This is a genomic window from Marinospirillum alkalitolerans, assembly GCF_045055655.1.
Taxonomy (GTDB): Bacteria; Pseudomonadota; Gammaproteobacteria; order Pseudomonadales; family Halomonadaceae; genus Marinospirillum; species Marinospirillum alkalitolerans.
The window spans coordinates 403,183-424,862 of the sequence record NZ_JBANFI010000002.1 but is presented as its reverse complement, the minus strand read 5'-3'; the positions used below and the strand labels follow the sequence as shown (position 1 = coordinate 424,862).

20 protein-coding genes are annotated in these 21,680 nt (G+C 53.3%); 2 read left to right on the top strand and 18 right to left on the bottom strand.

What is annotated here, in order from left to right:
• Positions 1-22 precede the first annotated feature (22 nt).
• Together V6U78_RS04930 and V6U78_RS04925 are read left to right on the top strand one after the other, a co-directional pair.
• Positions 23-1,057, top strand: coding sequence for a type IV pilus twitching motility protein PilT (locus tag V6U78_RS04930; protein ID WP_405337955.1), 1,035 nt, complete (start codon positions 23-25; stop codon positions 1,055-1,057).
• 30 nt (positions 1,058-1,087) lie between these two features.
• Positions 1,088-2,215 (top strand): PilT/PilU family type 4a pilus ATPase, encoded by a 1,128-nt coding sequence (locus tag V6U78_RS04925; RefSeq protein ID WP_405337952.1) that lies wholly within the window; start codon positions 1,088-1,090, stop codon positions 2,213-2,215.
• Positions 2,216-2,328: 113 nt separating this feature from the next.
• Here V6U78_RS04925 and V6U78_RS04920 read toward each other — a convergent pair whose 3' ends face one another.
• The 18 genes from V6U78_RS04920 to atpE all read right to left on the bottom strand — a co-directional run bounded on the left by V6U78_RS04920 (position 2,329) and on the right by atpE (position 21,650).
• Complete coding sequence (locus tag V6U78_RS04920; protein WP_405337949.1) at positions 2,329-3,567, bottom strand: heme biosynthesis protein HemY; 1,239 nt, start codon at positions 3,565-3,567, stop codon at positions 2,329-2,331.
• Positions 3,567-4,829 (bottom strand): uroporphyrinogen-III C-methyltransferase, encoded by a 1,263-nt coding sequence (locus V6U78_RS04915; RefSeq protein ID WP_405337946.1) that lies wholly within the window; start codon positions 4,827-4,829, stop codon positions 3,567-3,569. The genes V6U78_RS04920 and V6U78_RS04915 overlap by 1 nt, the downstream gene beginning before the upstream one ends.
• A 3-nt stretch (positions 4,830-4,832) precedes the next feature.
• Positions 4,833-5,603, bottom strand: coding sequence for a uroporphyrinogen-III synthase (locus V6U78_RS04910; protein ID WP_405337943.1), 771 nt, complete (start codon positions 5,601-5,603; stop codon positions 4,833-4,835).
• Entirely contained in the window at positions 5,593-6,525 is a 933-nt protein-coding gene (gene hemC, locus V6U78_RS04905) for a hydroxymethylbilane synthase (protein ID WP_405337940.1), read from the bottom strand. The genes V6U78_RS04910 and hemC overlap by 11 nt, the downstream gene beginning before the upstream one ends.
• Positions 6,526-6,551: 26 nt before the next feature.
• Positions 6,552-8,390, bottom strand: coding sequence for a glutamine--fructose-6-phosphate transaminase (isomerizing) (gene glmS, locus V6U78_RS04900; protein ID WP_405337937.1), 1,839 nt, complete (start codon positions 8,388-8,390; stop codon positions 6,552-6,554).
• Between the two features lie 2 nt (positions 8,391-8,392).
• The gene (gene glmU / locus V6U78_RS04895; RefSeq protein ID WP_405337935.1) at positions 8,393-9,760 is read right to left on the bottom strand and encodes a bifunctional UDP-N-acetylglucosamine diphosphorylase/glucosamine-1-phosphate N-acetyltransferase GlmU; all 1,368 of its coding nucleotides are present in this window, start codon (positions 9,758-9,760) and stop codon (positions 8,393-8,395) included.
• A gap of 178 nt (positions 9,761-9,938) precedes the next feature.
• Positions 9,939-10,661: an MgtC/SapB family protein gene (locus V6U78_RS04890; RefSeq protein ID WP_405337932.1), complete on the bottom strand. Its 723-nt coding sequence runs from the start codon at positions 10,659-10,661 to the stop codon at positions 9,939-9,941.
• Positions 10,662-10,683: 22 nt separating this feature from the next.
• A complete protein-coding gene (gene mgtE / locus V6U78_RS04885) occupies positions 10,684-12,090 on the bottom strand; it encodes a magnesium transporter (protein WP_405337929.1) in 1,407 nt (468 codons plus the stop codon).
• 475 nt (positions 12,091-12,565) lie between these two features.
• Positions 12,566-13,918, bottom strand: coding sequence for a magnesium transporter (mgtE, locus tag V6U78_RS04880; RefSeq protein WP_405337926.1), 1,353 nt, complete (start codon positions 13,916-13,918; stop codon positions 12,566-12,568).
• Positions 13,919-13,933: 15 nt separating this feature from the next.
• Positions 13,934-15,022: an FAD:protein FMN transferase gene (locus V6U78_RS04875; protein ID WP_405337923.1), complete on the bottom strand. Its 1,089-nt coding sequence runs from the start codon at positions 15,020-15,022 to the stop codon at positions 13,934-13,936.
• An 8-nt stretch (positions 15,023-15,030) separates the two neighbouring features.
• The gene (locus V6U78_RS04870) at positions 15,031-15,828 is read right to left on the bottom strand and encodes an undecaprenyl-diphosphate phosphatase (RefSeq protein WP_405337920.1); all 798 of its coding nucleotides are present in this window, start codon (positions 15,826-15,828) and stop codon (positions 15,031-15,033) included.
• A gap of 81 nt (positions 15,829-15,909) precedes the next feature.
• Positions 15,910-16,335 (bottom strand): F0F1 ATP synthase subunit epsilon, encoded by a 426-nt coding sequence (locus V6U78_RS04865; RefSeq protein WP_405337917.1) that lies wholly within the window; start codon positions 16,333-16,335, stop codon positions 15,910-15,912.
• A 29-nt stretch (positions 16,336-16,364) separates the two neighbouring features.
• Entirely contained in the window at positions 16,365-17,744 is a 1,380-nt protein-coding gene (gene atpD / locus V6U78_RS04860; protein WP_405337914.1) for a F0F1 ATP synthase subunit beta, read from the bottom strand.
• Positions 17,745-17,829: 85 nt separating this feature from the next.
• Positions 17,830-18,699: a F0F1 ATP synthase subunit gamma gene (gene atpG / locus V6U78_RS04855; protein WP_405337911.1), complete on the bottom strand. Its 870-nt coding sequence runs from the start codon at positions 18,697-18,699 to the stop codon at positions 17,830-17,832.
• A 60-nt stretch (positions 18,700-18,759) separates the two neighbouring features.
• A complete protein-coding gene (gene atpA / locus V6U78_RS04850; protein WP_405337908.1) occupies positions 18,760-20,304 on the bottom strand; it encodes a F0F1 ATP synthase subunit alpha in 1,545 nt (514 codons plus the stop codon).
• 16 nt (positions 20,305-20,320) lie between these two features.
• Positions 20,321-20,857: a F0F1 ATP synthase subunit delta gene (locus V6U78_RS04845; protein ID WP_405337906.1), complete on the bottom strand. Its 537-nt coding sequence runs from the start codon at positions 20,855-20,857 to the stop codon at positions 20,321-20,323.
• 12 nt (positions 20,858-20,869) lie between these two features.
• Entirely contained in the window at positions 20,870-21,340 is a 471-nt protein-coding gene (locus V6U78_RS04840; protein ID WP_405337903.1) for a F0F1 ATP synthase subunit B, read from the bottom strand.
• A gap of 82 nt (positions 21,341-21,422) precedes the next feature.
• On the bottom strand, positions 21,423-21,650 hold the full coding sequence (atpE, locus tag V6U78_RS04835) for a F0F1 ATP synthase subunit C (protein ID WP_405337900.1): 228 nt from the start codon (positions 21,648-21,650) through the stop codon (positions 21,423-21,425).
• Positions 21,651-21,680: the final 30 nt, after the last annotated feature.

Genomic DNA, 21,680 nt, shown 5'->3' with positions numbered 1-21,680 from the left:
TGATCTTTGACTAGGGTTCGCTATGGATATTACCGAATTGCTGGCCTTCTGCGCAAAGCAGAAAGCTTCTGACCTTCACCTTTCTGCTGATCTGCCGCCGATGATTCGTGTCGATGGTGATATTCGCCGTATTAACGTTCCGGCCATGTCGCACAAGGAAGTCCATGCCTTGGTGTACGACATCATGAATGATAAGCAGCGCCGCGATTATGAAGAGTTTCTCGAAGTCGACTTTTCGTTCGAGCTGCCCGGCCTGGCGCGCTTTCGTGTCAACGCCTTTAATCATAACCGTGGCGCAGGGGCCGTGTTCCGTCTGATTCCTTCGGTGGTGCTCACACTGGATCAGCTCGGAATGGGCGATATCTTCCGCAATCTATCCCTGCTACCGCGTGGTCTGGTCCTAGTGACAGGGCCAACCGGCTCGGGTAAATCCACCACCTTGGCAGCGATGATTGATTATGTCAATGAGCGTAAAAATGCCCATATCCTGACCATCGAAGATCCCATCGAATTCGTCCATGAATCAAAAAAATGCCTTGTCAATCAACGAGAAGTTCATCGTGACACCCTTGGCTTCTCTGAAGCCCTGCGCTCGGCCTTGCGTGAAGATCCAGATATCATTCTGGTGGGTGAGATGCGCGATTTAGAAACCATTCGTCTTGCTCTCACTGCGGCCGAAACCGGCCACCTGGTGTTTGGCACCCTCCACACCACCAGCGCGGCCAAAACCATCGACCGGATTGTCGATGTCTTCCCCGCTGAAGAGAAATCCATGGTGCGCTCGATGCTGTCTGAATCCTTACAAGGCGTCATCTCACAAATGCTGCTGAAAAAAGAAGGGGGCGGGCGTGTTGCCGCCCATGAAATCATGATAGGTACCCCAGCCATACGCAACCTGATACGCGAAGACAAGATCGCGCAGATGTATTCGGCCATCCAGACTGGTGCCTCCGTCGGCATGCAAACCATGGATCAGTGTCTCAAGCAGCTGCTCAGCAAAGGGCTCGTCAGCCGTGAGACGGCACGCGAAAAAGCCAAGCAGCCTGATGCCTTCTAAGCAGTGGATGACGAAAAGGAATACACCCATATGAGATTCAGCGATTTTCTCAAGCAGATGGCCGAACGCAAGGCTTCTGACCTGTTTATCACCACTGGGATGCCGCCGTGCATGAAGGTTGATGGTCAACTGCTGCCTTTAACAGAACAAAGCTTCTCTGCTGATCAAGCCCGCGAACTGGTTCTTGGAGTGATGAACCAAGAGCAGCGCGAGGAGTTTAAGCGCGATAAAGAATGCAACTTTGCCATCAGCGCCTCAGGGATTGGGCGTTTTCGGGTCAGCGCTTTTTATCAACGCAATCAGGTGGGCATGGTGCTGCGCCGTATCGAATTTGATGTGCCCCAGCTGGAGAGCCTGCGCTTGCCTCAGATTATCCAGGATCTAGCGATGACCAAGCGGGGGCTGATTCTGTTTGTTGGCGCAACAGGGACAGGCAAATCAACCTCACTGGCATCGATGATTCAGTACCGCAATGAAAATGCACGCGGGCACATTATCAGCATCGAAGATCCGATTGAGTTTATCCATCAGCATAAGCAGAGTATCGTCACGCAACGTGAAGTGGGCATTGATACAGAAAGCTTTGAAGTCGCGCTGAAGAATACGCTGCGTCAGGCACCCGATGTCATCATGATCGGTGAAGTCCGTACCCGTGCAACGATGGAGTATGCGCTGGCTTTTGCAGAAACTGGCCACCTCTGTCTGGCGACCCTGCATGCCAACAATGCGGACCAAGCACTGGAGCGGGTGATTCACTTTTTCCCAGCAGAGCGCCATGCGCAAATCTATCTGGATCTATCACTCAATCTTAAGGGGATCATTGCCCAGCAGCTGGTGCCGACACAAGATGGTCGAGGTCGTCGGGCGGCCATCGAGGTGCTGCTCAACACGCCGCTGGCCTCGGATTTGATTCGTAAAGGCGAGGTACATCAACTCAAGGCCTTGATGAAGAAATCGCGTGATATCGGGATGCAAACCTTTGATCAGGCACTTTTTGATCTCTATTCTGCAGGTGAAATCAATGAGCAGGATGCCCTCCAGCATGCTGATTCACCGAATGACCTGCGCCTGATGATCAAGCTCGGCAGTGCTGAAGCAGGTCAGCAGAAGTCTAGCTTTGAACAGGCCGCGAGCAAATTCAGCCTTGAAGAAGACTAGGGGCTCCTGATGAGCGTCATCAGCGCAGGTCAGGCCAATTCCAACGCAGCACACCCAGCGCCGTAGTTAGTCAGAGGTTTCCTAGACGCCCTCTGATCCCCTGCTCAGACTATCTAAGGCAGGGGCAGGCGGGGTAGATGCTGAATCAACAAGCCCAGCGCTTCTCGCTCATAGCGCTGGCTCAGCTCGGGTTCATTGAGGGCCTTCAGCAGGCGTGCCAGCTCAAGCGCCACGGCACCTGAACGCTGAATGCTCCAACTGGCATGATAATACTCGCGTGCCTTACCCCATAAGCCTGCTTGCTGGCTGATCCGACCCAAGGCATGGAGCAGCGCGGCATCATCTGGGCGATCATGCAGCCACTTCTCGGCTTGCAGCAGGCGACGCTTGATCTCAACCTCAGCTGGCAAACGACCATAGAGCTCAATCCACTCACTTGACCAATGCTGTTTCAAGCGCTGACTGAGCAGTTGCTCAGCTTGTGTCCAAGACTGGAGATCAAACAGCAAACCTATCCACTGGCTGAATATCGCTTCTTTTTCCCGCCACTTTTTCGGTAGATGCTGCCAAAAAAGACGAACTTCTTCTTGCAAGCACGACCCAGCTGCACCTGTATGCCACTGGTGACGCAGGTCTTCAATCCGCTTCAGATAAGCCCGCTCTTCCAATTGATCCAGCTCTGCTGAGGTGGCAACCTTGGCCTGACGCAAGGCGGGCAGCAAGGCCAGCAAGGGCTTCCAATCACCCAGCGTGAGATAGGTATCGCGCAGCTGCCGCAGGACCAGAGGATGCTTGGGCACCTGCTCATACAAGCGCACCAACGTGGCTAAAGCCTGCTCATAGTGGCCTTGATCAAGCTGAATCCGCGCCTGACTGAAATCAATGGCCAAACGGGCATCAGGCGTACTCTGCTCGGCTTTTTTCAACAGCTGTTCGGCTTCTTCTTCAAGCCCTTCATAGTGGGCAGCCTGTGCCGCTGCCAGATAATTAATCAGCGGTGTGCCACTTTTTGGTGCAGCCTTCACCAGCAGCTTGCGCGCGCGCTTCCAGCGGCCCTCGGCCAGATCAACAAGACCGCGCACCGTGGTTTTCAACGCCGCTTGTGCCTGATAACGCTGCTGGCGCAGATGCAGGCCACGCAACGGGTGGCTTAACCAGCCCAGCACACGTAAAACAAAGAAGCTCACCAGCAGCAAAGCCAATAACAGAATCAAGCCTGTCCAGAAGGACATTTCTAGACTCATCAGACCATCTGGCGTGACCAGCAGCACATAGCCTGAGCCTTCCAAAAGCAGTTGGGCGGCCAGTGCGGCCAACATCATCCCACCTAAGAGGAGCAACAAAGGCAACATTAGCGTGCCTCCTCTGGTGGCAGTGCATCACCTTCTGTGGCCGAGGTATCAGCCTCAGACGGTGTGCGCTCTAACTGTTCATCGAGCCAAGACTCTAACGCCAGAATGGCTTGACCGGTTCTTGGCAATCCAGGCTCGAAAGACTGCGCTGCCAGATAAGTGACCCGTGCGGACCAGTCTGTCCAAGGGGCAGACTGATAGAGGTCAAGGCGCTGTACCGCGCGATTCAAGCTCGACTGATACAATTCGGCTTCTTGATGCAAGGCTGCCCAAGCCGCTTGTTGCAGTAAACTGACCAGCTGCTGACGTGCTAAGGCGACCTGCTGGGCATCTTCAAGAGGCTGGACTGGCGCGGTGTGATGACGTATCACGATCAGACTGCGCAGCTCTTGCCAGAGCGCCTGATACCAGACGCTGGCTGGCTCGGCATCTGTCGCAGATGAGGATGCAGCAAGACCTGCGCTTAAGGCTTCCTGAGTCAATACGGGTTGTTCTAGTATGCGCTCAGCCAACTCTTGCAGCTCCAGCGCCAGTTCAGCCCAAGCAACGGGCTGGAAAGCCTGGATTTGCTCCAGCTCTTCGCGCAGCTGACCCTGTGCACTCAAGCTGCCCGGTGGGTTCAAGGCTTGTAAACGTGCCAAGGCGCGGCGATACAAAAACAAAGCCCCTGTTCGATCCTGCTCCAGCACCAAACGCTGTTCAGCCAAGCGCAAAGCATGCAGGATCTCACGCAAATCAGCTTCCACTGAGCGCGGCTGGCGCAACTGGCTCAGGCCAGCGTGCAGCTCAGCCAAGGCCTGTTGCTGGGCTCTTTGCATGGCCACCAGCTCGGCTTGCTGGGTCGCTAACTCAGCGGCCAGGGTTTGGTTCAGCTGTGTGAGCTGATGCGCTGACTCATCCGTGGCGCGCTGGTGTTGCTGTTCCAACTGTACCAACCTGCTCTCACTCTGCTGGGCTTGCTGATGTCCTAACCAGGCCACGACCAGCGCGATACTCAACCCCACTCCAGCCAATAACGCCACCAAGAGCAACCCCCAAGCAGGGGACGAACCCCTCGCCGAGCTTGCAGCGGCGGGAGGCTGGCTGTGCGGAGGTTGAGTTTGATTCGATTCACCCCGAATCGATTCACTCTGGCTCGGTTCGCTTTCGCTCGGGTGAGTGGCATGAGATGCGCTGGCGGTTGCTGGCTGATCCGATTCAGTGGAGGAAGGGCGCGCCGAAGGTGGGCTGGCGTCACTCGAAGAAGAGGTGGAGTGGGTCATGGTTTATGTCTCTTGGTTGGTCTGCGCCTCACAGAGCGCCTGGAGGATAGCCGCCGCACCAGCGCCTTGGGTATTGATCACCCGCTGCCATCCCTGGGCAAAAGCCAGTTGCGCTATTCTTTCACTCGGTACCAGCAGGGGCAAGTGGCTTTTTTCAGCCTCCAGTGGACAGACCTTCAATGCCTCACCATTGGTGAACACCAGATAATCAAAATCCTTCACTCTGGCTACCTCTGCTGCTGGCCAGTGAAGAGGCTCGCGCTGATAGAGCACCAAAGGCTCGACCTGCGCTCCGGCCTCGGTCAACTGTTCGATCAGCTGCGTGCGTCCACCCTTACCCTTCACCAGCAGGATCTTCTCACCTTGTAGCTGCTGCAAGGCAGGCAGAGCCAGTAGATCCTCACTGCGATCACCCTGCTCTGGATACTGGGCCTCGAGTCCCACACGGGCTAAAAACTCAGCACTGCCAGCACCGACAGTGAACCACTCCACCCCCAACGGCCACTGAGGCCAATAATCCTCAGCCAGCTCAACAAACAGCTGCACCGCTGAAGGGCTGACCAGCACGATCTTGGTGTAGTGATCCAGATTGAGCAGCTTTTGGCGCTCAGCGCCACTCAAGGTGATCGGCACTATGGCTTGCAGCGGCCAGTTTTCTACCTCGGCTCCCGCAGCTTGCAAGGGTTGCACCAAACGAGCGGCGAGCGCTTCAGGGCGGCAGGTCAAGACCCGCACACCCTGTAAAGGCACTGGCTCGGCCTGTTTATTCAACATGAAAACCATAAACCTGATACAGAATCTGTCCTGCACCCTGAGCCAGCAGCTGCTCAGCCACTAAGCGCCCCAAGGCAACTGGATCTGTCGCCGGACCACGGGCTTCAGCACGTAATACAAGGCTGCCTTCGGGTTCACCGACCAAAGCGCGCAGCCATAGCTGATCACCCTCCAGCACGGCATAACCACCAATCGGCACCTGACAGCCACCTTTGAGGCGGGTATTCATCGCCCGTTCAGCCAGCACACAGGTGGTGGTATCGGCATCCATTAAGGGGGCAACCAAGGCGGCTGTCTGGGTATCGCCCGAGCGGAGTTCTATCCCCAGAGCACCCTGACCACAGGCCGGCAAGCACACCTCGGGTGGGATTTCCTGTGCAATACGTGCATCGAGTTCCATACGCTGTAAACCCGAAGTCGCAAGGATAATCGCGTCATACTCGCCTGCATCCAGCTTGCTTAAGCGCGTCTGCACATTGCCACGCAACCAGTTCACCGTCAGATCTGGACGCTGCGCCAACAGCTGGCAGCTACGGCGCAAACTGGAGGTACCGATCACCTTGCCTGCAGGAATCGCATCCAGATTGGTATAGTGGTTCGAAACCAGTGCATCAGTTGGGGCGTGGCGCTCTAAAATTGGGCCTAGCTCTAGGCCTTCGGGAAACTCCATCGGCACATCTTTCATCGAGTGTACGGCAATATCTGCCTCACCATTCAATAAGCAGGCCTCGAGTTCTTTGACAAACAGGCCCTTGCCACCAATCTTGGCCAACGGCGTGTCGAGGATCTTATCGCCTTGCGTCTTAATCGGCACCAGTTCAATGGTCAGCTCTGGGTGCAAGGCCGCCAGACGGGCTTTGACATGCTCCGCCTGCCATAAGGCCAGAGGGCTACGACGAGTCGCAATACGCAATACAGACATAAACAGAGATTCCTTGTACAGGACGGCTATTCTACCGTCACGGATTTAGCGAGATTACGCGGTTGATCTACATCCGTCCCTTTAATCACAGCCACATGGTAGGCCAAGAGCTGCAAGGGGAGGGTATAGATAATCGGAGCCAGCACTTCATGCACGGCCGGTAGATGGATCACCTGCATACCTTCTTCAGGCGTCATGCTGGTCAAGGGATCGGCAAAAACATAGAGCTCGCCACCGCGTGCGCGCACTTCTTGCAGGTTGGATTTCAACTTATCCACCAGATCATCCTTAGGTGCCACCGCGATAACAGGCATATCTTTATCGACCAGCGCCAAGGGACCATGTTTGAGTTCTCCTGCTGGGTAGGCCTCAGCATGGATATAGGAGATTTCTTTCAGCTTCAGCGCACCTTCTAATGCAATCGGATAGTGGCTGCCTCGTCCAAGAAAGAGCGCATGGTGTTTTTCAGCAAAGGCCTGCGCCAGCTGTTCGATCTGACCATCCAGCGCCAGCGTTTCTTGCGCCAATCTTGGCAAGCTGCGTAGTGCAGCGACCAGCTCTTGTTCGACCGCATCCGGCTGGGCTGGCTGTTGAATTTGACGCAAGGCCAGCGTGAGCAACAGTAGCGCCACCAACTGAGTGGTAAAGGCTTTGGTGGAAGCCACACCGATTTCTGGCCCCGCATGGGTCAGCAGGCTGAGATCAGATTCGCGTACCAAAGAAGAGCCGGGCACATTACAAATCGCCAGCGAAGCCAGATAGCCTGCTGTTTTGGCAAAGCGCAAAGCCGCCAAAGTATCTGCGGTTTCACCTGATTGTGACAGGGTGACAAAGAGGGTGTTCGGCATCACCACCACTTCGCGGTAGCGATACTCACTGGCCACTTCAATCGCACAGGGCACCCCCGCCAGCTTTTCAATCCAATAGCGCGCGACCATACCAGCATGATAGCTGGTGCCACAGGCAACCAATTGGATCTGCTGCACTTGTGGCAGCAGCTGCGTGGCTTGACTGCCAAGTATCTGGGGTAAGACCTGCTCGGCACCAAGGCGGCCTTCGAGGGTCGCGGCCAGCACTTCAGGCTGCTCGTAAATTTCTTTGAGCATAAAGTGCTTGAACACCCCCTTTTCTGCCACCTGCTGACCATGCTCCCACTGCACGATCGGGCGCTCAACTGGCTCACCCTGCGCCGAGTAGATCTGGCAGGATTCACTGGTCAGGCAAGCAAAATCCCCTTCTTCGAGATAGATAAAGCGATCCGTCACCTGCAACAAAGCCAGGGGATCAGAGGCACAAAAATACTCGCCGATGCCCACACCAATCACCAAAGGGCTGCCTTGACGCGCACAAATCAACTGGTCAGGATGCGCCTGGTCTATGACGGCCAGAGCATAGGCCCCTTCAAGCTGAGTCAGAACCTGATGCACAGCTTGTGTCAGATTCGCCTGCTGCTGGCTGACCTGATGAACCAGATGTGCGACCACCTCAGTATCTGTCTCTGAAGTAAAGGCATAACCCGCGCTTTGCAGCTGCGCTTTAAGTTCCAGATAATTCTCGATAATGCCATTATGCACCACCGCCACACCCGGCGCGGACACATGGGGATGAGCATTCTGCTCACTGGGCTGGCCGTGGGTCGCCCAGCGAGTATGGGCAATGCCCAGCTGGCCTTTGGTCGGTTGCTGAGCAAGCTTGTTTTCGACCTCCGCCACCTTGCCCTGGGCGCGGCGGCGCTGCAATTGACCCGTTTCATCCAGCAACGCGAGACCGGCTGAATCATAGCCACGGTATTCAAGACGCTTGAGACCTTCGAGCAGAATGCCTGTCACGTTACGCTGCGCTGCTGCGCCCACAATACCGCACATAGTTAATCCTTCTTTTTGGTTGGACGTGGCCAGTTGGCCTTGTGAATCGATTTACTGCGTGTCACGGCCAGCGCTTGATCTTCAACATCACGGGTAATAGTGGAACCTGCACCGATGGTGGCACCGGCGCCAATGCTCACAGGAGCGACGAGGCTGGAATTCGAGCCGATAAACGCGCCAGCCCCAATCAGCGTGCGATGCTTATTGGCGCCATCATAATTACAGGTAATCGTGCCAGCACCGATATTCGCCTCAGCGCCGATCTTGGCATCCCCGAGATAGGCCAAATGATTGGCCTTGGCTCCTGCACCCAGATGGGTTTGCTTGGTCTCGACAAAGTTGCCGATCTTCGCGCCTGCTTCAAGCAAGGTGCCTGGACGCAAGCGTGCAAAAGGACCAATCTGGTTGTCACCCATCAACTCCGCACCTTCAATCACACTGTGCGAGACCAGCTTCACATTCGGCCCAATGCGGCAGTTTTTAAGATGGCAATAAGGGCCGATCTCGACACCTTCAGCCAGCTCGACCTGACCTTCAAAAACGCAGCCCACATCAATCCACACATCACGCGCGGTCATCAGTTGGCCACGGACATCCAAGCGCGCGGGATCGGCCAGACTGACACCGGCTTCCATCAATAGCTGGGCTTGACGACGCTGATAGACGCGTTCCAAATGCGCGAGCTGCTGACGATTGTTCACCCCTTCCACTTCATCGGCTGTTTGGGGTTGGGCGGTCGCCACACGAATACCTTGCTGGTGCGCCAGCGCAATCACATCGGTCAGATAATACTCACCCTGTGCATTGTCATTGTTGATCTGGGCAAGCCACTGGTGAAGATGCTCGGCCTGCATCGCCATCATGCCGGTATTGACCTCTTGAATGGCCTGCTCAGCCAGTGATGCATCTTTTTGCTCTACGATGGCGACAACCTGATCCGATGCATCTCTGACAATGCGTCCATAACCGTGAGGATCATCAAGATGCACCGTCAGCAAACCCATGGCCTGATGGCTGACTTTCTGCAATAAGGCCGCCAGCGTCTCCGCTTGAATCAACGGCACATCGCCATAGAGAATCAACACTTGGCTATCAGCTTGCAAAAAGGGCAGCACCTGTTGCACGGCATGGCCTGTTCCCAGCTGCTGAGCTTGAATCACCCAGTGTAGGTCTTCGCCTTGAATCGTCTGCTGCACCTGCTCGGCACCATGCCCAGTGACCAGATGAATCCGGGCTGCATTGAGGCCCCGCGCAGCACGAATCACATGCTCGACCAAGGGGGTACCGGCCAGCGGATGTAAAACCTTAGGCAGTGCAGAGCGCATTCTTGTGCCTTGGCCTGCTGCCAAAATAATGACTTCTAAAGCCATAAAATCCTCTTTATGCCTGAATGACTCGATGCAACCTTGTTCTTTGCAGGATGGCTTTGGACAACAGCCTCCCATAAAAAAAGGCAGCAGAATGTGACCATTCTACTGCCCCACTAGAGTGCAAGCCAGCCCGAGCTGATGGAATGCTGGGCAGCAAAAAGACGGAGTGAAAAACCTGTCAGGCTTCGCGGACATCCCAACGTGCAGAAGAGACCGAGGGCTCAAGGCTTAAACGACCGATGACCTTTTCAACACTAGAGTCATTGCGTTCACTGGCGATCAACTGCGCTGCCACTTTTACCTTAGTTTGCCCCTGCTCAACCAGATTCTCACTTTCCAGCTTTTGTAGCTGTAAACCACTGCCGGTCAGTCCCTGTAACAGCAAGGCACGAATATGCGCCTCATCTGCCTCGCGGCACACCACATCCATCATATAATGCCACCAGACCTCACCTTGCACGGCTTCAATCGGCTGACGGTTAATCAGCAGCACCACTGGACGCAGCAGCATATTGGTTGCCAGAATGACCAGCGCAACCAGTGCCGCAGCAACAAAATAACCCGCACCAGCCATCACGCCAATCGCCGCAGAGCACCAGAGGGTGGCCGCTGTATTCAAACCACGAATATTGGCCCCTTCCTTCATAATGACGCCCGCGCCAAGAAAGCCTATACCCGACACCACCTGCGCAGCCACCCGCGTGGGGCTGGCCTCACCGGCATCGCCATCAACCATCATCGACATCAGCGTAAAGCTGGCTGCACCCAAAGACACCAGTGCATTGGTACGCAAACCGGCCATACGTTGACGCCATTGGCGTTCCAGACCGACAGCTGCACCCAACAAGGAGGCCAAAACCAAGGGCAAGAGCAAGTCTTGAACCAGAATAAAGATAGGCATGGCTCACCTCCTTGAGGATCCATTAAGCTAAAGGAATATCCAGAATCATCGTGGCAATCGCGAAGTAGATCACCACACCAACCGCATCCGCGACTGAGGTAATCAGCGGCGCACTGGCTGTGGCAGGATCAAACTTCAGGCGGCTGAGTAAGAAGGGCAGAGACATACCGATCATGCTGCCTACCACCACCACCAGCTGCATTGTCAGCGCAACAACCAGCGCGATTTCCATACCACCACGCCAGATACCCAGCACTGACACGGCCACCGCCATCGTTGCACCCAGCAAACCAGCCACTACCAGTTCACGCCCCAGCATACTCGCCCAATCTTTCAGAACCACTTCACCCGTGGCTAAAGCACGCACCATCAAGGTCGCTGACTGAGAACCCGCATTACCGCCACTATCGACCAGCAAGGGCAGGAAGAAGACCAGCGCAATATAGGCTTCAATCGTGTCCTCAAAGTAGGCAATCCCCGCCCCCGAGAAGATATTGCCAAAGACCAACAACACCAACCAGAACACACGCTTCTTGTAGAGCAGGCTGATCGTGGCATCCTTGAGGCTCGTGGCGATCTGACCTATCTGCCCTTTATGCCCCATTTCAACGCCATCGGTGACCCCAGCCATACGCTGGAAGTCTTCTTCACCTTCAGCACGCGCGACATCCATCGCATCATCATAGGTCACGATCCCAACCATGCGATCGCCACCATTCAAAACAGGTACGGCCAAAAGATCATACTTGCTGATCAGCTGCGCCACCTTCTCCTGATCTTCTTCTACACGTAGCGTTATCGGAGACTGCACCATAAAGTCAGCAATGACTTCTTCAGGTTCAGCCAGAATCAGCTCTTTCAATGACAGGGTGCCCATCAGCTGCTGGCTGTCATTGAGCACATAAGCCTGATAAATGGTTTCTTTTTCACGTCCGTAACGGCGCACGGCGGCTAAGGCTTCTGCTGCCGTCATCTGTGGCTCTAACACCGCAAAATCAGAAGTCATCACCGCACCCACACTACCTTGCGGATAGGAGGCCAGCTTTTGGATATCCTGCTGCTCATGCTGCTGCATCAGTGCCAGTACAGCTTGCTTTTGTGCGGTGGCCAAGCCGTTATAGACATCCACCCGCTCATCATGAGGCATCGCTTCCAGCAACTTTGCCAAAGCATCCACACTGAGATGATCCGCTTGCTGGAGCTGAATTTCCATTGGCAGGTAGCCAAAAATCTGCGCGCGCTGGCTCAGTGGCATCAGCCACAACAAAGCACGCAGCTCTTCTTGGTTGAGACGCTGTTGCTCGATCAGCAGCTTCAGTGCTTCTGCCATATCCGCCAGATGATACTGCTGCATCAGGCGGCGCAGTGCACCGGCATTCTGGCTCATTTTAAGCGCGAGCACTTCTTGTTGAATCAATTCAATCGACATACTCTTCTCCAGATTAATAATTAAATCTTTTGAAGAGGCAAACAAACCCTATCCCAATTCAATATTGAATCGAGGGAATAATGCGCACAGTACAAGATTAAAAGAGGCAGGATTAATCCGTCTCTTGATCTTGGCAGAGCAGCATAAAATGAGAATAGATTATCTCCGCGTTGCACCCAGCCAAAGCCAGTGCGCGGAAGTAGAGCAAGCAGGAAAACAAAGAGGTCTGAGCTTAAGATCGCTCAGACAGTCGATAAGACGGGACTGAGAGAACCTAAGCGCAGCGCAAGCTTGTTTTGAAAGCTTGTCTACTGATGGATAATCGACTACCCGGATCGTCCATAGGGTTTATACACCTCAGTCAGTGAAAAGGAGGCCTCTTTGGAGAGGCCGGCTTTTAAGCACGGCCAATATAAAGAGACAGGCAAATCAAGTCAACTAAAAAAATGATGAATTTAATATGACATACATTCAATTAGCCAGGCAGAGGTAAATCCAAGACCATACTGGCAATCGCGAAATAGATTAAAACACCCACTATATCCGCAATCGAAGTCACCAGTGGGCCACTGGCTGTGGCTGGGTCCCATCCAAGCTTATTCAGAATAAACGGCAGGCTCATGCCGATCATACTGCCAACGATGACGATGGCAAACATACTCAATGCCACGATTTGTGCAATATCCATCCCACCACGCCAGAGGCCGATACCTGAGATGGCAACGGCCATCGTCAACCCCAGAGAGGCGGATACAATCAACTCACGGCCCAGCAGCTTACCCCAATCTCGTGCTCCGACATCACCTGTCGCCAGACCACGAATCATCAAGGTGGATGCCTGCGCACCGGCATTGCCGCCACTGGCCACCAGCAGAGGCAAAAAGAAGACCAGCACCACATAGGACTCGATCACTTCTTCATAGAAGGCAATACCCGCACCAGAGAGGATATTGGCAAACACCAGCAACACCAGCCAGTTGATTCGACGACGGTATAAACTACTGATCTTCGCCTTGGCAAAACCTTCATCCAAGGGACCGACTGAGGCCCCCTTGTGGATATCTTCTGTTGCCTCGGCTTCGGCAACATCCATCGCGTCATCATAGGTGATGATACCCACCAAACGCTGCTGATCATCAATAACAGGCAGAGCAAGAATGTCGTAACGACTGATTTTGCGCGCGGCTTCTTCTTGCAACTCATGCACGCTAACGGAGACCACATCACTGGTCATCACCGTATCCACTTCTGTGGTGGGCTTGGCCAGGATAAGCTCACGCAGAGAAACAGTGCCCACCAGCTGCATCGCTGCATCCAGAATATAAATCTGATAGATGGTTTCAGCATTTGGTGCGGTTTGACGGACGATCTCCAGCGCGCGATTGACCTTCACCCCCTGAGGCAGGGTGACATAGTCGCTGGTCATAATCGCGCCGCAGGTGCCTTCTTCATAGCTGGCTAAGCGGCGCAGATCCTCACGCTCTTCCTTGGCCATACGACGTAGCACACCCTGCTGACGCTCTTCTGGCATCTCGTTAAACAGGTCAGCCCGTTCATCGGCATTCATGTGCATAAAAAGCTGCGCCAAGCCTTCTTCTGTCATCGCTTGTGCCAGCTTGATTTGCGTTGGCACATCAAGATAACCAAAGGCTTCAGCGCGACGATTGATCGGCAGGTGGGTCAGCAGTTTGAGGCTGGTTTCGATGCTTTCTTGATGAAGAAACTCAGCCAAATCAGCCGGCTGCAAATCACCAACCAACTGCTCAAGCTGGAGCGTATCCTGCTTCTCCAAAGCATCATAAAGAAGTTGAGTCAGTTCTTCTTGCATACGGCCCCCTGATATTTATTGTTGGTGTTCTATCGTCTGGCTCAGCTCCTCACCAAGACGCGCACGCAAGGCGCTGGTGAGCTGGCTTTCCCAGCCTGCTTCTTGACGCGTGATCAGCAAGGCCTCGATACCCTGCTGTTCTGCAAGGCGCAAGCCAGCTTCGGCTCCGAGTACCATGATGGCGGTTGCCCAAGCATCAGCGAACAGATTTTCAGGATGCAAAACAGTCACTGAAGCCAGATTATGATTGATTGGCCAGCCTGTAAATGGGCTAATCGTATGAGAGAGACGGCGACCATCAGCTTCAAAATAGTTGCGATAATCTCCCGAAGTGGCCACGGAAACATCACTCAGTGGCAGGATATGCTGGGCCATCTGCTGTAAATCAAACTGCGGGATTTCCACACCGATCGTCCAGAGACGCTCAGGCGTGCGCTGACCTGCCACAATCAAATCCCCACCGATATTAATCAGATAGTTGCTGTAACCCTGCTGCGCCAACCAGCGCGAGACCTCATCCACACCAAAACCCTTGGCAATCCCAGACAGATCGACAAAATGATCACTTAGTCGACGCACACGTTGAGTCGCTGCATCCAGCTCAAGCTGCTGATATCCAGCTTCTGCTAGGCGCGCCTCCAAGAGTTCGGCGTCAGGAATTTCTTCTGGGCGAGCTTCTGGGCCAAAACTCCAGAGATTGACCAGACCACCCACCGTCATATCAAAGGCACCACCGCTGATCTGTGCGATCTGCTGTCCTTGTTCCAGCACATAGAACAAGGCATCGGAGACGGCCAGCCATTCACCAACAGGATGCTGATTCAACTGCATCAGCTCTGAATCAGCGCGATAGGTCGACATCTGTTGATCCACACGCTGCAAGGTCTCGCGTATACCTTGATCCAAGCGAGCGGCTTCTTGATCGGATAGGGTTTCGGGTAGGGTGACTAACCAGAAGGTCCCAAAAATCTGTCCCTGCAAGCGCGTTGGCTGAGGATCAGCAGATGGCTGACAGCCCGCCAACACGATCAGCAGTAGTAGGAAGGCAAAGGCCCGAGACAGCGGCCTTCCATAAGGGAGAATTCGGTTTATGTTGTTCATCATGGCGTACCTCACCAAAAAAACCACAGCAAAAGAAGACCCAGCACCAGACGATACACCACAAAGGGTTGCATACCGATGCGACGAATGAAAACCATAAAATAGTGAATACACAAATAGGCACTGATGCCTGACAACAGCGCCCCCCAAAATAGGGAGGACCAATCTACGGCCAGCGGCGAGCGCACCAGACCATAGACCTCAAGCAAGCCAGCGAGTGCAATCACAGGTATCGAGAGTAAAAATGAAAAACGCGCCGCAGCTTCACGGCTCAAGCCCATCAATAAAGCTGCTGTAATCGTAATACCTGAGCGCGATGTCCCTGGAATTAAGGCTAAAACCTGGGCAAAGGCGATGACGGCGACGTCCTTCCAATTCATTTGTGTTGTGGCACGCTGGCCCTTATTCCACCAATCAGCAAAACCCAGCAGCAAACCAAAACCTATCAAGGTTCCAGCCATCACATAAGGGCCACGCAGATCGGTCTCAATCCAATCTTTCAGCAGTAGCCCGAACACACCAACGGGCAGGGTACCCAGGATCACAGCCCAAGCCAGCTTGGCATCGGCATCTAAACGGCGCGTTTGTAAAGAGCCAAACCAACTACGCGTCATATTCAGCAGGTCCTGACGAAAATAAATCACCACTGCTGCCAAGCTGCCAAGATGCAGCGCCACATCAAAGGCGAGCCCCTGATCTTCCCAATCAGTTAGCACAGGAACCAAGATTAAATGTGCTGAACTCGAAATCGGTAAGAACTCTGTCAGACCCTGCACCAAGGCCAAGACAACGATTTGCAACCAATCCATAACTATCCTTAATCTAGACGAGCCAAGATCGAGAAACGCAAAAGGCGGCCGAAGCCGCCTTTCAACATCTTACTGAGGCAATTACTTGCCCAGCTTTTTACGCAGTTGCTGAAGGGTACGAAGCTGTGCTGCAGCCTGAGCCAGTTGAGAAGCAGCTTGTGCAAACTCCATCTCACCTGTCTTGTCTTGCATTGCACGCTGAGCCGCTTCCATTGCTTCTTTCGCGGCAGCTTCATCAATGTTAGCGGCACGCTCTGCACTATCGGCAAGAACGGTCACAACATCTGGCTGCACTTCTAGGAAACCGCTAGAAACGTAAATCAGCTCTTCTTCGCCATTCAGTTTAATCACCTTCACTGTTCCTGGTTGCAGCTCAGTCAGCAGCGGGGTGTGGCCGGGTAAAATACCCAGCTCACCTTGTACGCCTTTGGCTACGACCATTTCAGCACGGCCATCAAACAGCTTTTTTTCAGCACTGACAATATTACAATGCATTGTCATCGCCATGGGTATCCCCTTGGGTTATCCCGGTTGACTTACTTCATGCCCTTGGCTTTTTCGACAGCTTCGTCGATGGAGCCGACCATGTAGAAAGCCTGCTCGGGCAGGTGATCATAGTCACCGTTCAGAATGCCTTGGAAGCCACGAATCGTGTCTTTCAAAGAAACATACTTACCGGGCGAACCAGTAAAGACCTCGGCCACGAAGAAGGGCTGGGACAAGAAGCGCTGAATCTTACGTGCACGAGAAACAGCCAGCTTATCGTCTTCAGACAGCTCATCCATACCCAGAATCGCGATGATGTCCTTCAGCTCTTTATAGCGCTGCAGAACCGTCTGGACGCCGCGTGCCGCTTCGTAGTGCTCAACGCCGACCACCAGAGGATCCAGCTGACGCGAAGTGGAATCCAGTGGATCAACCGCTGGGTAGATACCCAAAGAAGCGATATCACGAGACAGTACAACCGTCGCATCCAAGTGAGAGAAGGTGGTCGCTGGGGATGGGTCAGTCAAGTCATCCGCAGGAACGTAAACGGCCTGCACCGAAGTGATCGAGCCTGTCTTCGTGGAGGTAATACGCTCCTGAAGAACACCCATCTCTTCTGCCAGCGTAGGCTGATAACCTACCGCAGAAGGCATACGACCCAGCAGTGCTGATACTTCAGTACCGGCCAGTGTATAACGATAGATGTTATCAACGAAGAACAGAACGTCACGGCCTTCATCACGGAACTTCTCTGCCATGGTCAAGCCAGTCAGAGCAACACGCAAACGGTTACCGGGTGGCTCGTTCATCTGGCCATAAACCAGCGATACCTTATCCAGTACGTTGGAGTCCTTCATCTCATGATAGAAGTCGTTACCTTCACGCGTCCGCTCACCGACACCAGCAAAAACGGAGAAACCGCTGTGCTCGATCGCGATGTTACGGATCAATTCCATCATGTTAACGGTTTTACCAACACCCGCACCGCCGAACAGACCAACTTTACCACCCTTCGCGAAGGGGCAAACCAGGTCGATAACCTTGATACCGGTTTCCAGCAGTTCAATCGAGCTGGACTGCTCATCATAGGTGGGTGCTTTGCGGTGGATCGCCCAACGCTCTTCTTCACCAATCGGGCCAGCCTCATCAATCGGGCGACCCAAAACGTCCATAATCCGACCCAGGGTTTTGACGCCCACAGGAACAGAAATAGGTGCATGAGTGTTATTGGCCACCAGACCACGCTTCAAGCCTTCGGTGGAGCCCATTGCAATACAACGCACGATGCCATCACCGAGCTGTTGCTGCACTTCAAGAATCATGTCGCTACCGTCGACGGTCAGGGCGTCATAAACGTTAGGTACGTTTGCCCGGTCAAATTCTACGTCGATAACGGCACCGATGATCTGTACGATACGTCCGCTACTCATCTTGGTTCCTCTCAAACCTGCAAATGAAACCTGCTACCCTAGGCTTGTGCTCACGTTCTTGTTCGAGCCGTGGCACAAGGACTGATCAGATGGCTGCTGCACCGCCGCAAATTTCGGCGATTTCTTGCGTGATCGCAGCCTGACGCGCTTTGTTATAGATAAGCTGTAACTCATCAATAAAGTTACCGGCATTATCCGTTGCGCTTTTCATCGCAACCATCCGCGCTGACTGTTCACAAGCAATGTTTTCAACCACAGCCTGGTAAACCTGTGATTCGATATAACGAATCAATAAGCTCTCCAGAAGTGCTTTGGGCTCAGGTTCGTAGACATAGTCCCAACCCTTTGCATGCCCTTGATCCTGCTCTTCTGGTTCTGCTTCCAAGGGTAACAGCTGCTGGACGAGCGGCTTTTGACTCATGGTGTTGATAAATTCGTTATACACCACGAAAAGCCGATCGATTTTACCTTCATCATAGGCATCCAGCATGACCTTAACACTCCCAACCAGCTCACTGGCCTTAGGGGTGTCTCCCAGCCCGCTCTTGGCTGCTATCAGACTACCGCCAAAACGACGGAAGAAAGAGCTTGCCTTGCTGCCGATAGCGCAAATATCAATTTCTGCGCCTTTGCTCTGCCAGTCTGTAATCTGCTTCAGTGCTGCTTTGAACAGGTTAATGTTCAAGCCGCCACACAGACCACGGTCGGAAGAGACAATAATGAAGCCGACTCTTTTGATATCACGCTCTTGCATATAGGCGTGCTTATACTCTGGAGTCGACTTGGCAATATGGCTCACTACTTTTCTAATCTGGCTAGCATAAGGGTGGCTGGCGGCCATGCGATCCTGAGCTTTACGCATCTTCGACGCAGCAACCATTTGCATGGCGCTGGTGATTTTCTGCGTATTTTTGATACTCCCGATCTGGGAGCGGATCTCTTTTCCGACTGCCATACGCTTTCGCCTTCTTAGCCAACAAGTGCAGGAACCGGCATCACACCGATTCCTTCGCACTTACCAGGACTGGGTTGCCTTAAACTGCTCAATAGCAGATTTGAGGGCCGCTTCGATTTCTTTAGAGAAATCACCTGTTGCATTGATCTGCTTCATCAGTTCGCTCTGCTCGCTATTCATATAAGCGTGCAGGGCTTTTTCGAAGGGCAGAATCTTGCTGACTTCAATGTCATCCAGGAAATGGTTTTCAGCAGCAAACAGTGATACACCCATTTCAGCAATGCTCATTGGTGCATACTGGTTTTGCTTCATCAGCTCGGTGACACGCTGACCATGCTCCAGCTGCTTACGCGTTGCTTCATCCAAATCTGAAGCAAACTGAGAGAAGGCCGCCAATTCACGGTACTGAGCCAGAGCCAGACGAATACCACCGCCGAGCTTCTTGATGATTTTGGTCTGAGCTGCACCACCAACACGCGAAACCGAGATACCCGCGTTCATCGCAGGACGGATGCCTGAGTTGAACAGGTTGGTTTCAACGAAGATCTGACCGTCAGTGATCGAGATCACGTTGGTGGGTACGAAAGCAGAAACGTCACCACCTTGGGTTTCGATGATCGGCAGCGCGGTTAAAGAACCGGTTTGACCTTTCACTTCACCCTTGGTGAACTGCTCAACATACTCTTCGCTAACGCGTGATGCGCGCTCAAGCAAGCGTGAGTGGAGATAGAAAACGTCACCAGGGTAGGCTTCACGGCCGGGTGGGCGCTTCAGCAGCAGAGAGATCTGACGGTAAGCCCAAGCTTGCTTGGTCAAATCATCATAAACAATCAGTGCATCCTGACCACGGTCACGGAAATACTCACCCATGGTGCAACCAGAGTAAGGTGCGATAAATTGCAGTGCAGCCGCTTCAGAAGCAGAAGCCACAACAACGATGGTGTGAGCCAGAGCACCGTGCTCTTCCAGCTTGCGCACAACGTTAGCAATGGTCGATTGCTTCTGACCAACGGCAACGTAGATACACTTCACGCCAGAGTTTTTCTGGTTGATGATGGCGTCAACAGCGATGGCTGTTTTACCTATCTGACGGTCACCGATGATCAGCTCACGCTGACCGCGACCAACAGGTACCATGGCGTCAACGGCCTTGTAACCTGTTTGCAGAGGCTGATCAACGCTCTTACGCCAGATAACACCAGGAGCAACCTTCTCAACTGCGTCGGTCTGCTTCGCTTCAATCGGGCCTTTGCCGTCAATCGGATTACCCAGAGCATCCACAACACGTCCCAGCAGTTCATCACCGACGGGGACTTCCAGGATGCGGCCAGTACAACGAGCGGATTGACCTTCGGCTAGGCCGAGGTAATCACCCAGTACAACCACACCGACAGAGTCGCGCTCTAGGTTCAGGGCCATACCAAAAGAGCCCTGTTCAAACTCAATCATTTCACCGTACATCACATCGCCGAGACCGTGAATCTTCACGATACCATCAGCAACGCTGACGATGGTGCCCTCGTTTTGGGCTTTCGAAGTGACATCCAAGTTACCGATGCGCTTCTTGATAATGTCACTGATCTCAGATGGATTCAGTTGCTGCATGCCTTGTCCCTCAAAATCAGGATTTCAATGACTCGGCCAGTTTCGCGAGTTTGCCGCGAAGCGAGCCATCGATCACCAGGTCACCGGTGCGAATAATCACACCGCCTATGAGACGCTTATCGAGAACAATCTTGAGGCTCACCTCACGATTGAGTCGTTTTTTGAGTGCGGCAATCAGAACCTGCTGCTGTTCTTGGCTTAACTCAAATGCTGTGCGGATTTCCGCTTCAACAGACTTTTCCTGCTCTGCCTTGAATTCTTCATAGATCTCAGCAATGACAGGAATCAGTGGTAAACGACCTTGTTCACTCAGCAAAGCGATAAAGTTTTTGCCCTGATCATCCAGCTTGGCTTGACCAAGATCGAGCATCAGTGCGGCTTTATCTTTACTGCTTAATGCAGGTGCTTTGAGCAGCTCAACAACCTGAGAATCCATTGCCACCTGGGCAACAAAGTTCAGCATTGCTGACCACTCTGTTAGCTTGCCTTCACTAAGTGCATACTCAAAAGCGGCCTTTGCATAGGGCCTGGCAAGTGTATTCTTGTCAGCCATCAAACACCTCGCTTAGAGTTGTTGAGCGAGTTTGTTGACTAGCTCGCCGTGCGCTTTCTCATCCACAGAGCTTTCAAGGATCTGCTCTGCACCCTGAACAATCAGGTGAGAAATCTGATCACGCAGCTCATCTTTAGCGCGATTAATCTCTTGGCTAATTTCTGCTTTAGCGGCTTCGATCAGACGTTCGCCTTCAGCACGAGCTTGCTCTTTGGCTTCTTCGATCATCAAACTAGCGCGTTTGTTAGCCTGCTCCAGAATCTGAGCGGCCTGATCTTTGGCCTCACGCAGACTCTCAGTGGCTTTTTCTTGCGCCAATTCCAAGTCACGCTGAGCGCGGCTCGCTGAATCCAGACCTTCAGCAATTTTCTTCTGGCGTTCACGCATGGCCGCTGAAATCGGTGGCCATACATACTTCATACAAAACCAGACAAAGACTGCAAAAGCTATAGACTGACCGAAAATGGTCATATTCATATTCATAGCGCTGTACCTTTTGCCTTTTCGTTGCGGTGTTGAATCCTGCTAAGGCCGATCAAAAGACCGGCCTTAAACTGAATCAACCTTAACCAGCCACTACGAAGATCAGGTACATTGCAATACCAACACCGATCATGGGTACGGCGTCCAACAGACCAGCCATGATGAAGGTTTTTGTTTGCAGCTGTGCGCCCAGCTCAGGCTGACGTGCTGTAGACTCTAACAACTTGCCTCCTAAGATGGCAAAACCGAAACCAGTTGCCAGGGCGGCAGTACTGATAATGATTGCAGCTGCAAGAATGACGAGTTCCATGTATTACTCCTAACTTTAAGGTTGGTTGAG

Bases quoted from the DNA above. Each gene is read 5' to 3' on its own strand.
- atpG (WP_405337911.1), bottom strand. From the start codon at position 18,699: ATGGCAGTCGGAAAAGAGATCCGCTCCCAGATCGGGAGTATCAAAAAT.
- V6U78_RS04915 (WP_405337946.1), bottom strand. From the start codon at position 4,829: ATGACCCACTCCACCTCTTCTTCGAGTGACGCCAGCCCACCTTCGGCG.
- mgtE (WP_405337929.1), bottom strand. From the start codon at position 12,090: ATGTCGATTGAATTGATTCAACAAGAAGTGCTCGCGCTTAAAATGAGC.
- hemC (WP_405337940.1), bottom strand. From the start codon at position 6,525: ATGTCTGTATTGCGTATTGCGACTCGTCGTAGCCCTCTGGCCTTATGG.
- V6U78_RS04870 (WP_405337920.1), bottom strand. From the start codon at position 15,828: ATGGATTGGTTGCAAATCGTTGTCTTGGCCTTGGTGCAGGGTCTGACA.
- atpE (WP_405337900.1), bottom strand. From the start codon at position 21,650: ATGGAACTCGTCATTCTTGCAGCTGCAATCATTATCAGTACTGCCGCC.
- V6U78_RS04925 (WP_405337952.1), top strand. From the start codon at position 1,088: ATGAGATTCAGCGATTTTCTCAAGCAGATGGCCGAACGCAAGGCTTCT.
- V6U78_RS04890 (WP_405337932.1), bottom strand. From the start codon at position 10,661: ATGCCTATCTTTATTCTGGTTCAAGACTTGCTCTTGCCCTTGGTTTTG.
- mgtE (WP_405337926.1), bottom strand. From the start codon at position 13,918: ATGCAAGAAGAACTGACTCAACTTCTTTATGATGCTTTGGAGAAGCAG.
- V6U78_RS04865 (WP_405337917.1), bottom strand. From the start codon at position 16,335: ATGGCGATGACAATGCATTGTAATATTGTCAGTGCTGAAAAAAAGCTG.
- V6U78_RS04930 (WP_405337955.1), top strand. From the start codon at position 23: ATGGATATTACCGAATTGCTGGCCTTCTGCGCAAAGCAGAAAGCTTCT.
- V6U78_RS04840 (WP_405337903.1), bottom strand. From the start codon at position 21,340: ATGAATATGAATATGACCATTTTCGGTCAGTCTATAGCTTTTGCAGTC.
- glmU (WP_405337935.1), bottom strand. From the start codon at position 9,760: ATGGCTTTAGAAGTCATTATTTTGGCAGCAGGCCAAGGCACAAGAATG.
- V6U78_RS04920 (WP_405337949.1), bottom strand. From the start codon at position 3,567: ATGTTGCCTTTGTTGCTCCTCTTAGGTGGGATGATGTTGGCCGCACTG.
- atpA (WP_405337908.1), bottom strand. From the start codon at position 20,304: ATGCAGCAACTGAATCCATCTGAGATCAGTGACATTATCAAGAAGCGC.
- V6U78_RS04845 (WP_405337906.1), bottom strand. From the start codon at position 20,857: ATGGCTGACAAGAATACACTTGCCAGGCCCTATGCAAAGGCCGCTTTT.
- atpD (WP_405337914.1), bottom strand. From the start codon at position 17,744: ATGAGTAGCGGACGTATCGTACAGATCATCGGTGCCGTTATCGACGTA.
- glmS (WP_405337937.1), bottom strand. From the start codon at position 8,390: ATGTGCGGTATTGTGGGCGCAGCAGCGCAGCGTAACGTGACAGGCATT.
- V6U78_RS04910 (WP_405337943.1), bottom strand. From the start codon at position 5,603: ATGTTGAATAAACAGGCCGAGCCAGTGCCTTTACAGGGTGTGCGGGTC.
- V6U78_RS04875 (WP_405337923.1), bottom strand. From the start codon at position 15,022: ATGATGAACAACATAAACCGAATTCTCCCTTATGGAAGGCCGCTGTCT.